Source organism: Butyricicoccus sp. OF27-2pH9A, assembly GCF_027693185.1.
In the GTDB taxonomy this organism is placed as follows: domain Bacteria; phylum Bacillota; class Clostridia; order Oscillospirales; family Butyricicoccaceae; genus Agathobaculum; species Agathobaculum butyriciproducens.
In genome coordinates this window covers 171,561-186,004 of sequence record NZ_JAQEXK010000002.1, presented here as the reverse complement: position 1 = coordinate 186,004, position 14,444 = coordinate 171,561, and the positions used below count along the sequence as shown (strand labels likewise).

Below are 14,444 nucleotides of genomic sequence, written 5' to 3'. Positions count from 1 at the left end.
CATAATTCAGCTGCGGCGCTTTACGGAAATTTTGTATCCTGATGTCGGCCCCGGTTCCTTGCGCGAGTTCCATCCGCGCTGCCGCGATTTCTTGCAATACACAAAACATTGCTGCGAAACCGCGCCTAATCAGTACGCAAAATTTACTCGTAAATCGCTCTTGCTGTATTATGCGGTACTGCCTCTTTATTTGTGCTACTTAAGCTATTCACAGCATAAAATAGCAGTATCTTATCGAAACGAGGTGCTGACCATGCTTTTTCCTGCTTTATTTGCGCTCGGCGGCGCATTTTTCTTCTTTGTGCTGCGTGTACAGGGCGCGGACGGGTCGTTTCCCAAGCCGCTCACGCCCGATGAGGAGGCGGTTCTGCTGCGCCGCATGCAGCAGGACGGGGACGCCGAGGCACGGGAAAAGCTGATCGAGCACAATCTCAGACTGGTAGCACATATTGTGAAAAAGTATTACGCCGTAAGTACGGAGCAGGATGATCTGCTGTCCATCGGCACGATAGGGCTGATTAAAGCCGTGAACACCTTTAAGGCGGATAAAAATATCCGCTTGGCGACATACGCCTCCAAATGCATCCAGAACGAGCTGCTGATGTATTTCCGGCAGAAGCGCAAGAGTGCGGGCGAGCTTTCGCTCTCGGACACGCTCGAATCGGACGGCGACGGCAATGCGCTTGCCCTGCAGGATATCATCTGCTGCGAGGACAGCGGTCTGTCCGCCGTTGAGGAACAGGACCGATACCATGCCATGCACCGCGCGCTGGCAGGCTGTCTCTCTCCGCGGGAACGCGAGATCATCCGCCTGCGGTACGGCATCGGTCTGGCCTCTCCCCAGCCGCAGCGTGAGATTGCCGTGCGGCTGGGTATTTCGCGCAGCTATGTTTCGCGCATTGAAAAGCGTGCGCTCGAAAAGCTGCGGGAGGCTCTCGAACGCGAGGGACGGCCGCCGTAAAAGCGACGGTTGTCCCCTTCCGAAAAAAATTTTAATTTTTTTTGAAAAAAGGGTTGACGAATCCCGGATTCTGATATATACTAAACAAGTCGTCAGCGATGAGTCATCAAAAGCGACAGCAAAACTTAACAAATAGCCGAATTGTGTAAAGGTAGCACGACAGACTCTGACTCTGTTTGTGAGGGTTCGAATCCTTCTTCGGCTGCCACCGAAAACCGTCTTTTTTGAAAAGACGGTTTTTCTTTTTCCTTTTCGTGGTTTTCCTGTGACGGCTATTTGACAGACGGTCTCTCTCCCGATATACTAAAGCATATGTAAAGGAGCGATTACCATGTTTTGCATGAACTGCGGCACGCAGCTGCCGGACGGCGCAAAATTCTGCATGAACTGCGGCACAAAGGTCGGTGAGGTCGGCGCAGGTGCTGTCCCCTCCGGCAAAAAATATCCCTCGTACGCGATGCTGTATCCGAACAGCATGGCTTATCTCGAGTCCCCTGCCTATCAGCGCGAGCGCGGTCTGATGAAGCAGTCCGAGCTTGGCGCGACGCCGTATGCGGGCTTTGATTTTACCAACTATGTTTCTCTGGACGACGGCACGTTGGTCGGCTTTGTGTTCGGGCACACCGTGCGTTACCGCGCTGCCGAGGACTTCGGCTACAATCTCTATCGCCTGAATCCGGACGGCACAGCTGTTTTTCTGAACGCCGGCTGCAAACGCGGCGGCACCGAGCTGTATGTGCAGGACGGAAAAGCGCACTGGACGGTGAATGGAGAAGCGTTTTCCTCATCTATTTGAGTATTAAGGCACCTGGTATCAGGTGCTTTTATTTTTGCATAATTTTTCGTAAAACCGCTTGACTTGGAGCACACTCCAAGTGATAGAGTGAGTTTAGAAAAAATATTCAGGAGGAAAACTATGTATATCGAGAACATCAACGGTCCCGCTGACGTGAAGAAGCTGAACATTAAGCAGATGACCGTGCTTGCGTCCGAAATACGTGATGCACTGCTGACCAAGCTGAGCCGTCACGGCGGCCATTTCGGTCCGAATTTCGGCATGGTAGAGGCAACCATCGCACTGCACTATGTATTCGAGTCCCCGAAGGATAAGTTTGTATTCGATGTTTCCCACCAGTCCTACCCGCACAAGATGCTGACCGGCCGCAAGGACGCCTTTCTCTACGAGGAGCACTACGACGACGTTTCCGGCTACAGCAACCCGCACGAGAGCGAGCACGACCATTTCACCATCGGCCACACCTCCACCTCGGTCAGTCTGGCCTGCGGTCTGGCCAAGGGCCGCGACCTCAAGGGTGAGGACGGCAACGTGGTTGCTATCATCGGCGACGGTTCGCTCAGCGGCGGCGAAGCGCTCGAAGCACTCAACTATGCGGCAGAGCTGGACGGAAACCTGATTATCCTTGTCAACGACAACGATATGTCCATCGCGGAGAATCACGGCGGTCTGTATCAGAACCTGCGCCTGCTGCGCGAGACGGGCGGCAAGGCCGAGTGCAACCTGTTCCGTGCGATGGGTCTGGATTACCGCTTTGTAGCCGACGGCAACGATATTGCTTCGCTTATCGAGGCATTTCAGGCCGTAAAGGACAGCACGCAGCCAGTTGTTGTGCACATCGTCACCCAGAAGGGCAAGGGCTACGCGCCTGCCGAGCAGCACAAGGAGGCATGGCACTACTGTGCTCCGTTCCATCCGGAGACCGGCGAGCCGCTGATGGACATGAGCGGTGAGTGCTACGAGAGCATTACGCTCGACTTTATGATGAAGAAGATGCAGGATGACCCGTCTGTGTGTATGATCACCTCGGGTACGCCGACCGTGCTTGGCTTCACCGAGGAGATGCGTAAGAAGGCCGGCAGGCAGTTCATCGACGTAGGCATTGCCGAGGAGAACGCGGTTGCACTGGCGTCCGGTATCGCAGCAAACGGCGGCAAGCCGGTCTACGGCGTGTACAGCACGTTCATTCAGCGCGCTTATGACCAGATTTCGCAGGACCTGTGCATCAACAGCAACGCAGCTACCATTATCGTTGCGTGGGGCTCGGTTTACGGCATGAACGATGTAACGCATCTCGGTCTGTACGACATTCCGATGCTGGCGAACATCCCCAACCTGGTTTATCTGGCGCCGACTACCAAGGAAGAATATCTGGCAATGCTCGACTGGAGCATTGAGCAGAACGAGCATCCGGTCGTTATCCGCATGCCGGGCGGCGCACTGGTTTCGGACGAAAAGGCTGTTACCAAGGACTTCGGCAGGCTGAACACCTACGAGGTTAAGGAGAAGGGTGCCCGGGTTGCCGTGATCGGTCTGGGTTCGTTCTACCCGCTCGGCGAGCAGGCGGCGGCGCTCATCAAGAAAAAGACCGGCGTACAGCCGACCCTTATCAACCCGTACTATATCACCGGCGTGGATACTGACCTGCTCGAGAGCCTCAAGGCAGATCACGACGTGGTCATCACCCTCGAGGACGGCGTACTCGACGGCGGCTTCGGTGAGAAGATTGCGCGTTTCTACGGTGACTCTGACATGAAGGTACTGAACTTTGGTCTCAAGAAGGAGTTCCTCGACCGCTATGACGTAGACGAGGTACTGAAGGACAATCACCTCACCGCAGAACAGATTGCGGAGGATGTGGAGAAGGTTCTCTAAAAATCGCGCGTAAGCGCGCATAAAATAGCATTTGCTCTGCAAATGCAAGAAAACCGAGGACATGCGCCACGCAGCGCGGCCAAAAAAGCCGCGCAAGGATAGCGTTCGGTTTTTTACATCTGGAGGGAGAAAGTTTCTGAATAGGAACTTTCGGACGACTTTGGAACGGCCCACGGTCCGTTCCTGCTTGTCGGTGGAACCGTGGTTCCGCGACAGCCCAAGCGTGAAAGGCTTCGGAGCATTGCTCCGAAGCCTTTCGCGCTGTATGTCAAGTTTGGGGAGGTTTATGCCAGTCCAAGCTCCTTTACGCGAGCCTGTGCCGCTGCCAGACGTGCGATCGGCACGCGGAACGGCGAGCAGGAAACGTAATTCAGACCAACATTGTGGCAGAACTCGACGGAGGACAGGTCGCCGCCGTGCTCGCCGCAGATGCCGAGCTTGATGTCCGGACGGGTGCGCTTGCCTTCTGCAACAGCGAAGCGGATCAAGCGGCCTACGCCGTTCTGGTCCAGACGAGCGAACGGATCGGACTCGAGGATCTTCTTGTCGAAGTAAGTCTCCAGAATGCGGCCCACGTCATCACGGGAGAAGCCGTAGGTCATCTGGGTGAGGTCATTGGTGCCGAAGGAGAAGAACTCTGCTTCCTTGGCCACATCGCCTGCGGTGACTGCGGCACGCGGCGTCTCGATCATCGTGCCGACCATATACTTCATCTTCAGACCGGACTGCTCGATCAGCTCGTCAGCCTTAGCCTTGATAACCTTCTTTACGAAGCGCAGCTCATTGACCTCGGATACCAGCGGAACCATGATCTCCGGCGTGATATGCAGGTCGTCTTCCTTCCAGACGTTGATAGCTGCGGATACGATAGCCTCGGTCTGCATCTCGGCGATCTCCGGATAGAGAACGTCCAGACGGCAGCCGCGGGTACCCAGCATCGGGTTGAACTCGTGCAGGCTTTCTACCTTGCCCTTGAGCTTGTCGAAGGATACGCCCATCTCATCGGCCAGCTCCTTGATCTCGTCATCCTCGTGCGGGAGGAACTCATGGAGCGGCGGGTCAAGCAGACGGATGGTTACCGGCAGGCCGCCCATCGCGCGGTAAATTGCCTCAAAGTCGCCGCGCTGCATCGGCAGGATCTTGGCCAGAGCCGCCTTGCGCTGCTCGAGCGTATCGGAAATAATCATCTCACGAACCGCCTTGATGCGGGCCGGCTCGAAGAACATATGCTCGGTACGGCAGAGGCCGATGCCTTCTGCGCCGAACTTACGGGCCTGCGTTGCATCACGCGGGGTATCGCCGTTGGTGCGAACGTGCAGGGTGCGAATCTCGTCAGCCCAGCCCATGAAGCGGCCGAAGTCGCCGGTCAGCTCAGCCTCCTGCGTTGCGATCTCGCCGAGGTATACGTTGCCGGTGGAGCCGTCGAGCGAAATAACGTCACCCTCGTGCACTACCGTGCCGTCGGCAAAGGTCAGGGTCTTATCCTCTTCGGAAACCTTGATGCCGTTTACGCCTGCTACACAGCAGGTGCCCATGCCGCGGGCTACTACGGCTGCGTGCGAGGTCATGCCGCCGCGGGCGGTCATGATGCCTTCGGATACGGCCATGCCGTCGATATCCTCCGGAGAGGTCTCCTGACGGACGAGGACAGCCTTGATGCCGGTCTTGTGGGCCTTAGCTGCAGCATCTGCGGTGAAGTAAACCGCGCCGCAGGCTGCACCGGGCGATGCCGGCAGGCCGGTGGTGATCGGCGTAGCTGCCTTGAGAGCTGCCGGATCGAACGTCGGGTGCAGAAGTGCGTCAAGCTGCTTTGCCTCGACCTTCATAACCGCCTGCTCCTTGGTGCAGACGCCTTCGTCTACCAGATCAACCGCTACCTTGAGCGCTGCCTGTGCGGTGCGCTTGCCGTTACGGGTCTGCAGCATGTAGAGCTTGCCGTTTTCGATGGTGAACTCCATATCCTGCATATCGCCGTAATGCTTCTCAAGACGGCTGGAAATGTCAACAAACTGCTGATAAACCTCTGGCATGGTATCTGCCAGCGCAGAGATCGGCTGCGGCGTGCGGATACCGGCTACAACGTCCTCGCCCTGTGCATTCATCAGGAACTCGCCGTACAGCTTCTTTTCGCCGGTGGCCGGGTTGCGGGTGAAGGCTACGCCGGTGCCCGAGGTCTCGCCCATATTGCCGAATACCATGGACTGTACGTTTACGGCAGTGCCCCAGCTGTGCGGGATGTCGTTCATGCGGCGGTAGGTGTTTGCACGCGGATTATCCCACGAGCGGAATACTGCGCGGACAGCCTCCATCAGCTGCTTCTTCGGGTCCTGCGGGAAATCTTCGCCGAGGGACTTCTTGTAGTGATCCTTGAACAGGACGATCAGCTCGGACATATCGTCCGCGTCCAGCTCATTGTCCATCTTTACGCCCTTTTTGTCCTTAACCTGATCGATAAACTGTTCGAAGGAGGACTTAGGCAGCTCCATAACAACGTCAGAGAACATCTGAATGAAACGGCGGTAGGAGTCGCGTGCGAAACGCGGGTTATTGGTCAGCTTGGCAACTGCTTCGCAGATCTCGTCGTTCATGCCGAGGTTGAGGATGGTATCCATCATGCCGGGCATGGATGCGCGCGCACCCGAGCGAACGGATACGAGCAGCGGCTTCTCGGGATCGCCGAGAGTCTTGCCGGTAACCTTTTCAAGCTGATCGAGGTACTCCAGAATCTGATCCTGAATATCCGGATAAATAGTCTTGCCGTCCTCATAATAACGGGTGCAGGCCTCGGTGGTGATGGTGAAACCCTGCGGCACAGGCATGCCCAGTCCGGTCATTTCAGCCAGATTGGCACCCTTGCCGCCAAGCAGCTCACGCATTTTTCCGTTGCCCTCCGGGAACATGTAAACATACTTTTTCATTTGGGTATTTCCTCCGTTTCGATTGATGCTCTCTCTAATACTCATTCTCTTTATCACGCAAGCACATTATAGCACGTTAGCGGTGAAATATTCCATTGTAGTATTATACCGATTTCCCACGAATATATTGTGCACTTTGACCAATTATGTATTTTTAACCAAAACTCAAACGTTTGCGTAAAATCTGTCTTTTTAATTTATCAGAAATTTTATCCGATTTTTATTTTATCTTTTCCTGTTTTTCTCGATTTTTACGGTGTTTTGGGCGTAAATACGTTTCATGCCCATCAGCTTTCATTTCATTAGGCGTAATGCACAAATTCCTGCAAAGAAAATCGGCGGTCTGAGGCAGACCGCCGATAGAAGCGAAGGAATTGCTGGAAACCACGACACTGATCGCAGGGATGCCGTCGTAGCTGGTCTCGTAGAGCTTGACCGAATACGGATACGTCGAGGACGAGGTGAACGAGCCGCCGGTGAACTGGTAGAAGGTATTTTCACCCAGTGCGGCGTAGTAGCGGAGCAGAATCTTGTCGCCGGCTTCTACCTCTCCCCTGTCGTAGTAGTAGGTGGTCGTGGTGCCCTCCCGGATGGTGCCAAGCAGTGTGACACCGGTCACCGTGCCGAAATCCGGCACCGGATAGTGCTTGCTGTAGCAGCGCGACGCATCCGGCTTGTGGTTGCGGTTATACTCGCCGGGAGAGTACGCCGCACCGTCTCCGATCAGGCTGTTCAGGTAGCGGATCGGCACCGAGTAAGACGGTACGCCGCCGGAATGGCTGCTGACCGTAATGCCGACAACCTTGCCCTCATCGTTGATGAGCGCACCGCCGGAATTGCCGCTGATGACCTGCGCCGTGCTTTCGATCATCGGTGCAAGGTAATCGTCGTTTTCCGGGTCGGTCACCTTGCCGGTCGTGACCGTTGCGGCGCCGCCGCCCGGGTAACCGAGCGCGTAGACCGTGTCGCCTTTCTCGACCTCAGTGGTAACACCGAGGTACGGCAGCGTGCTGCCGACGACACGGATATGCGCGATGTCCGCGTCCGCGTCAAAGTTGTAGATCGTGACCTCACGCTTGGTGCCGTCGTACATCTCGGCCACAAGGCGGTAAACGCCGTTGACAAGGTGTCCGCAGGTCACCGCGTCGCCGCGTGCGCTGAGCACAACGCCGCTGCCGATGCCGAGGATATTATTCTTGTAATCGTAGGCGTACAGCTTGAAAATCGCCGGTACACAGGCGCTGAACACCTCGTCCGCCGTCATGCCGACATGTGCTTCGATGGTGAAGCTCTGCCGCAGATCCGGCTTTGCCATACGGGTGACGATAGCCGCAACCTCGCTGCGGCGAATGTTGGTGTTCGGCTTAAAATCGTGCGCGTTGTTGCTGCCCGTGAGCACGCCCGCCCGGTACAGACGGTACACATCAGCGGCATAGCCTGCCGACATTTCCACGTCCGCAATCGCACCGTCCGCAATGTCGTTGATCGCGGTCAAAGCGTCCTCCGGCAGCGCGTTTGCAAAGATGGACGCAAACTGTGCCCGGGTCGCCGGCTGATCGTAATTCACATAAGTCGTGTTAATAATACCATTTTCCAGCGCATACGTCACATACGGCTGATACCACGGACGGACTTTGTCAAAATCCGCACTGCCGCTGACATAGGTGCTGTGCAGACACGCCGCCAGCTTGATCGCCTGTGCGATCGTCAGGTTGCTGTTCGGCTTGAACTGGGTGGCGTTTACGCCGTCCACCAGCTTGTATTCATACGCCGCCTGAACATTCTGCGCGTACCACTCGGTTGAGGGCACGTCGGTGAACTGTCCGGCAGGATACGTTGTTTTCGAAGTAAAGTTTTCATAGCCCGCAAAAGCCGCAGGCAGCATGCCGACCATCAGCGCAGCCGCTGTGATCAGACTGAGCAATCGTTTTTTCACGAATTGCATTCCTCCCTTTTGAGGCGTGGGTTTGTGGATTGGGATACAGGGCCGCAGAGCGACCCTGTACTTCTTTCTTGATGATACACCAAAACCGTGAGGAATTGGTGAATTTTCTGTGAAATCAGTTCTCGTAAGCGGCTACGATCTCGCCGATATACATGGTGTGGTAGTCGTGATCGCCGTACCACTTGTCCTGCACTTCCTGCGCCATATCGTCCGGTGCGATGTCGGTCACACCGCGCTTGCGGCAGATGAGTACCAGCTCGGCCTCCTCGAAGGTCGGCTGACCCTCTACGAATACCGGCGTCAGGCCGCTCTCGTGCATCTTATCCATGTCACGGCCGGACTTGGAGCCCATCTTGTTCAGCGCATCACGGTGGCCGTCCTTGAGCACGGTCAGGGTGAAATACTCGCCTGCGTCTACAAATTCCTTGGTGAAGCGGCTCTTGCGGATATAGCAGGTCGCACTCGGCTTGCCCCACATAACGCCTACAGCACCCCAGCTTGCGGTCATGGTGTTCCACTTGTCCTCAGTGCCTGCGGAAATCAGCATCCACTTCTGACCGATCAGATCGAACGGATTGAAAGACTTTTCGGCAATGTTGATCTTCTTCATAATATGTTACCTCCTAAGAGATTTGTTTAGCAAATTGAGCATTGAAAATGGATAATTATGGAATGGCACAAAGTGCCGGATTCAATACGCGCTTCGCGCGCAAAGATAGCGTTCATTTTCCATTACTGCTGCTTGTCGAGCGGCATTGTGCGGCGCAGTTTCATCTCCTGCCAGTCCTCACGCGAGATGAGGATCTGGCGCGGCTTGGAGCCTTCGGACGGGCCGATGATACCGCGGTCCTCGATCTGGTCGATGATACGCGCGGCACGCGAATAGCCCAGCTTCAGACGGCGCTGCAGCATGGATGTGGATGCCTGGCGGCAGTCCATGATGACCTCGATGGCTTCCTCTATGAGTTCATCCTCATCGTCGCCCAAATCGTTCGTGCCGCTGCTGCCGCCGCCCTTGTTATTGCCCACCTGCTCGGCCTGCTGCTCGATGTGCTCAAGGATTTCCTCGCTGTACTCGGCGGTGCTGGTCTCCTTGATGCGGGCAATAACAGCTTCGATCTCCTCGTTGGAGATGAAGCAGCCCTGTACACGGGTCGGCTTGCCCTCACCGAGCGGTGCATACAGCATATCACCCTTGCCGATCAGCTTTTCTGCGCCGGTCGTGTCCAGAATGATACGCGACTCGATCTGGCTGGCTACCGCAAACGCGATACGCGACGGGATATTTGCCTTCATGATACCGGTGATAACGTCAGCCGATGGACGCTGCGTTGCTACAACAAGGTGCATGCCTGCGGCTCGTGCCTTCTGCGCGATACGGCAGATGGAGTTCTCGACTTCCTTGGCGGCGACCATCATCAGGTCAGCCAGCTCGTCGATAACGATGACGATCTGCGGCAGCACCTGATACTGCTCGGGATGACCGTCCTCGGTCTGCTCGGCTTTGGCCTTTTCGGAACGCATGAGGTCGTTATAGCCGACCAGATTGCGCACCTGATGGTCTGCGAACAGCTTATAGCGGCGTTCCATCTCACCAACCGCCCAGTTGAGCGCACCGGCGGCCTTTTTCGGATCGGTAACAACCGGAATCAGCAGGTGCGGAATGCCGTTATAGTTGCCCAGCTCAACCATCTTCGGGTCCACCATGATCAGGCGGACTTCCTCCGGCGTGGACTTGTACAGCAGCGAGATCAGCATGGAGTTGATGCACACCGACTTACCGGAGCCGGTGGTACCGGCAATCAGCATGTGCGGCATCTTGGCAATGTCACCGATGACCGGCTTGCCGGTGATGTCCTTGCCGACGGCAAAGGACAGGCGGCTTTTCGCGTTAGCAAACGCAGGCGAGCCGATACACTCGCGGATAAAGACCGTATTGACGGTTTTGTTCGGCACCTCGATGCCGACCGCGACCTTATCCGGAATGGGCGCGATACGCACGTTTGCCGCGCCGAGCGACAGTGCAATGTCGTCCGACAGGGCGGTGATGCGCGAGATTTTGATACCGCGCGGGATGGTCAGCTCAAAGCGGGTGACCGACGGTCCGCGGACAATGCCGATGATCTGTGCCTCGATGTTGAACGAGTCGAGCGTATCGAGCAGGCACGCCGAGCTTTCGCGCAGCTCGGTCTCCGCACCGGCTACCGAAGCGTGCTTGCCCTGCGTCAGCAGGTCGATCGGCGGGTAGTCGTACACCGGCGCGGGAGCCTTCTGGCTCTCGTCGATCTGCTCGTTCATGGCCGCCTGCTCGATTTCCGAGATGTTCTCGGTCTTTTTCGGCTTGGATGCCGGTGCGGGAGCCGCTTCCTGCTCGAACTCCGGCTCGGAAACGTGCACCGATGCTTCCTCCGGCTGCTTGTTTTCGACCAGATCCATAATACTTCCGGCCTTTTTCTTCACGTTATCGCGCAGTGAGCGCAGATATTCGTCCGGCGCGATTGCCTTGCCGTGACGCTTGTTCGGGTCGATCAGTTCCTCGCCCGGCTTATCCTCTCCGGGCGGATCGGCGTCGATCGGGATGTCAAAGTCGGATTTACGGTGCGCACGGCGCTCTTCTCGGCGCTGTGCATGCGCAGCTGCCGCTTCGTGGATGTTCGGCAGCTGAACAGGCGCTTCGTAGCGCTCACGCTCCTCCTCGTCCTCGTATTCATACTCAGGCGGACGAACCATGTCGTACAACGCCTGCGGCGTGATGCGACAGGCCACCAGCAAAGTCACGATGAACAGCACCAGCAGGATGAGCAGTGCGCCGATGGACGAGAGCGCCCACTCGAGCAGGATGTACAGACCGCCGCCCAGCAGACCGCCGGACGAGCCTTCCATGCCGGTAGAGAGCAGACCGCTGAGCGTGCTCATGGACAGGTCGTACTCATTTGCACACGAAAAGGCGTGAATGATACTGCCGATCAGCAGCGGCATGAGCGCGATACACGTTCCGCGCAGGCGCACGGGACCCTTGGGACGCGCAAACAGCAGCACGGCGATGCCGATCAGCGCAAACGGCATGACATACGCGCCCTTGCCGATGAGCGCACCGATGCCGCGGTGCAGCCACTTGAGCAGCACGCCGTCGATCGGCAGGATCGACAGCAGGCACAGCAGACCGACAATGCCCCAGATTGCGCCCCAGACCGGACGGGACAGGATCGGACCGAGTTCCTCCGGCTGCGGCTGTGCCGCACGCTTGCCCTTGGGCGCGCTTTTCGTCGATTTTTTAGTTGTGGTTTTCCTTGCAGCCAAAACTTCTATCCTTCAACTTTCTTTGTGATTCAATCTGACGGCGTTCTGCGCCGTTTTTCCGCTTTCTGCGGATACTCTGCAAGTATATTATAGCATAGAAATCCGATTTTTACCACTGTTTTTCCGGAAAACAGCGGCCGGTCTGCTCGTTTAGCCGTTCTCCGCGATGATGCGGTCGATGGCGGCTGCTACGCCGTCCTGTGCGTTGGTGAGCGTCTCGCGCAGGCACAGATTTTTAACGGCTGCGCTTGCGTTTCCCATCGCAATCGGGAGGGCTACGGCGTTCAGCATTTCGAGGTCGTTTTCGCTGTCACCGATGGCGGCGGCGTGGTCGAGGTCGGTGCCCAGCTCACGGCACAGCATGCCGAGGGCAACGCCCTTGTCCGCGGCCGGCGTGATGACCTCGAGGTTGTCAGCCGCGCTGCTCATCACGCGGATACCCGGGATCTGTTCCAACTGTGCACGGGCGCGCACAAGCATGACCGGGTCATGGCTGCGGATGAACATTTTATCGACCGAAACATGGTTTGTGGCAATATATTCCGCGACAGACGGCACAACTTTTTTCGAGCTTAAATAGCCTTCATTCGACTTATATTTGCCGAATTCGATATCATCATATGGGGTAATGAGCAGCGTCTCTCCTGCATACACCATCGTGATCATGCCGATGCGCTCCACCACGGCAGACGCACGCACGGCAGCTTCCCACGGCATGGACATGCGCATGGTGCAGCGCTCCTGCGACACACTCGACAGCGTCGCGCCGCCCGAGGTGACCATCTGGTCATCCGTGCCGAGCATGAGTGCAAAGTCGCGTGCCTCACCGCAGATTCGTCCGGTGGAGACCACAACATGAATACCGCTCTCGCGGGCACGGCGCACGGCATCGGCGGTCGCCGGAGAAACCTGATTCTGCGGATTGAGCGCGGTTCCGTCTAAATCGAGCGCGATAAGGTCGATTTTTTTCATCTTCTTTCCTCCTGATACTGGCGCTGCTGCGCCGCATATTTTCCATCTTATTCAGCATACCGCAGCTGGGCAAAAATTGCAAGTAAATAAAAAATCGAACATTTGTTCTTGACAAATTCGGATTTTGCTCCTATTCTATGGCTCATCGAAAGGAGGTGAGGCCATGTGCAGCGAAAACGAAAAGCCGGATCGGCTGATCCGCATGCTGTACGACATCGCAGACGATGCGGAAGCACCGGCGAACAGCCGGCTCAGCGCGATCAAGGAAATCCTCGACCGGACGGTCGGCAAGGGCGTGATGCTGGGCGGCGAGCAGACCGAAGCTCAGCCGGTGGAGATCGTGTTTCGGATCGTAGACGATACGAATTCCCCGTAACACGGCGGCAGGCGGCGTTCATGCAGTCGGACACGCTTGAAACGCTGTTCGGCGGCGCGGCCGGCGGCGGCAAAAGCCACGGTCAGCTGCTCGATGCTTTGCGGTTTGCGGTGTGCTATCCGGGTTCGCGGCAGCTCATGCTGCGACGGACCATGCCGGAGCTGGAGCGCTCGCTTGTACCGGCGGCTTTGCGGCTGTATCCGCAGTGCATTGCAAAATACAAGGTGAGTGAGCACCGGTGGGATTTTGCAAACGGTTCGGCGCTGGAATTCGGGTACTGCGACGCGGAAAGCGATGTGACCAGGTACCAGAGCGCGGAATACGATGTCATCCGGTTCGATGAGCTGACACATTTCACCGAAAGCCAGTTCACCTATCTGCTGTCGCGTATCCGCGGCACGAACGGATTCCCCAAGCAGGTCAAGGCAACGACCAATCCCGGCGGTGTCGGTCACCAGTGGGTGAAGAGCCGGTTTATCGACTCCATGCCGCCGGACACCGTGCGCGAGTTCGACGGCGGCACGCGGCTGTTCCTGCCCGCAAGACTGGGCGACAACCCGTTTCTCCGCAAGGCGGATGCAGGTTACGAGAAGCGGTTGAAGCTGCTCTCTCCCACCGACCGGAAAGCACTGCTCGACGGCGTGTGGGAACTGAACGAGGGACAGTATTTCAGCGAATTCTCACGCGACCTGCATGTTGTAAAGCCGTATGCCATCCCGCACGACTGGCGGCGCTGCCTGACCATCGACTACGGTCTGGACATGCTGGCAGCGCTTTGGATCGCGCAAAGTCCGGACGGACACAGCGTGGTCTACCGCGAACTCTACCGTCCGGGACTCATCATTTCGGATGCAGCGGCGCAGATGCTTGCCTGTGAGACGGCGGGAGAACACATCGACTGCCGTCTCGCGCCGCCCGATCTGTGGAACCGACGGCAGGAAACCGGCAGAAGCGCGGTAGAACTGTTCGCGGACAGCGGACTGGATTTTGTCAAAAGCAGCAATGAACGCGTCGCCGGATGGCTGGCGCTGCACGAACTGCTCATGCCGCGCAAGGATACGGACGGCGCCGTTCGTCCCAGACTGACGATTTTCGACACCTGCCGCAATCTGATCCGCACGCTGCCTGCGCTGCAGCACGACAAGCGCAATCCGTCCGACACAGCGAACACGCCGCACGAGCTGACCCATGCGCCGGATGCGCTCCGCGGGTACGCCGCGACCGTGTACGAACCGGTTAAGGCGGTCCCTCAGTCGGCGTATGACTGCGAGGTAGGCGAATTTCTCAGGTTTTAGCACAGC

At 57.0% G+C, this 14,444-nt stretch carries 10 protein-coding genes and 1 tRNA gene; 6 read left to right on the top strand and 5 right to left on the bottom strand.

What is annotated here, in order from left to right; translation table 11 throughout:
* Nucleotides 1-253: 253 nt before the first annotated feature.
* The 4 genes from sigK (at nt 254) to PG722_RS02910 (ending at nt 3,632) form a co-directional block, all read left to right on the top strand.
* Nucleotides 254-961 (top strand): RNA polymerase sporulation sigma factor SigK, encoded by a 708-nt coding sequence (gene sigK / locus PG722_RS02925; RefSeq protein ID WP_270579599.1) that lies wholly within the window; start codon nt 254-256, stop codon nt 959-961.
* A gap of 134 nt (nt 962-1,095) precedes the next feature.
* Nucleotides 1,096-1,169: transfer RNA gene (locus PG722_RS02920), tRNA-Gln, on the top strand.
* Between the two features lie 123 nt (nt 1,170-1,292).
* The gene (locus PG722_RS02915) at nt 1,293-1,757 is read left to right on the top strand and encodes a zinc ribbon domain-containing protein (protein WP_270579597.1); all 465 of its coding nucleotides are present in this window, start codon (nt 1,293-1,295) and stop codon (nt 1,755-1,757) included.
* A gap of 120 nt (nt 1,758-1,877) precedes the next feature.
* Nucleotides 1,878-3,632 (top strand): 1-deoxy-D-xylulose-5-phosphate synthase, encoded by a 1,755-nt coding sequence (locus tag PG722_RS02910; RefSeq protein WP_270579596.1) that lies wholly within the window; start codon nt 1,878-1,880, stop codon nt 3,630-3,632.
* Between the two features lie 284 nt (nt 3,633-3,916).
* On the opposite strand, the gene ppdK is transcribed toward PG722_RS02910, so the two are convergent.
* The 5 genes from ppdK to PG722_RS02885 form a co-directional block, all read right to left on the bottom strand.
* Nucleotides 3,917-6,550, bottom strand: coding sequence for a pyruvate, phosphate dikinase (ppdK, locus tag PG722_RS02905; RefSeq protein WP_270579595.1), 2,634 nt, complete (start codon nt 6,548-6,550; stop codon nt 3,917-3,919).
* Between the two features lie 220 nt (nt 6,551-6,770).
* Nucleotides 6,771-8,486, bottom strand: coding sequence for a trypsin-like peptidase domain-containing protein (locus PG722_RS02900; RefSeq protein ID WP_270579594.1), 1,716 nt, complete (start codon nt 8,484-8,486; stop codon nt 6,771-6,773).
* 124 nt (nt 8,487-8,610) lie between these two features.
* Nucleotides 8,611-9,105 (bottom strand): flavin reductase family protein, encoded by a 495-nt coding sequence (locus PG722_RS02895; protein WP_118728812.1) that lies wholly within the window; start codon nt 9,103-9,105, stop codon nt 8,611-8,613.
* A 122-nt stretch (nt 9,106-9,227) separates the two neighbouring features.
* Complete coding sequence (locus PG722_RS02890) at nt 9,228-11,795, bottom strand: DNA translocase FtsK (RefSeq protein ID WP_270579593.1); 2,568 nt, start codon at nt 11,793-11,795, stop codon at nt 9,228-9,230.
* A gap of 150 nt (nt 11,796-11,945) precedes the next feature.
* Nucleotides 11,946-12,767 carry a Cof-type HAD-IIB family hydrolase gene (locus PG722_RS02885; RefSeq protein ID WP_118478082.1) on the bottom strand — a complete coding sequence of 274 codons (822 nt, stop codon included), beginning with the start codon at nt 12,765-12,767 and terminating at the stop codon, nt 11,946-11,948.
* A 163-nt stretch (nt 12,768-12,930) separates the two neighbouring features.
* Between PG722_RS02885 and PG722_RS02880 the strand changes: the two genes are divergently transcribed.
* Complete coding sequence (locus tag PG722_RS02880) at nt 12,931-13,143, top strand: hypothetical protein (protein ID WP_117489714.1); 213 nt, start codon at nt 12,931-12,933, stop codon at nt 13,141-13,143.
* Between the two features lie 20 nt (nt 13,144-13,163).
* Nucleotides 13,164-14,438: a phage terminase large subunit gene (locus PG722_RS02875; protein WP_270579592.1), complete on the top strand. Its 1,275-nt coding sequence runs from the start codon at nt 13,164-13,166 to the stop codon at nt 14,436-14,438.
* Nucleotides 14,439-14,444 lie beyond the last annotated feature (6 nt).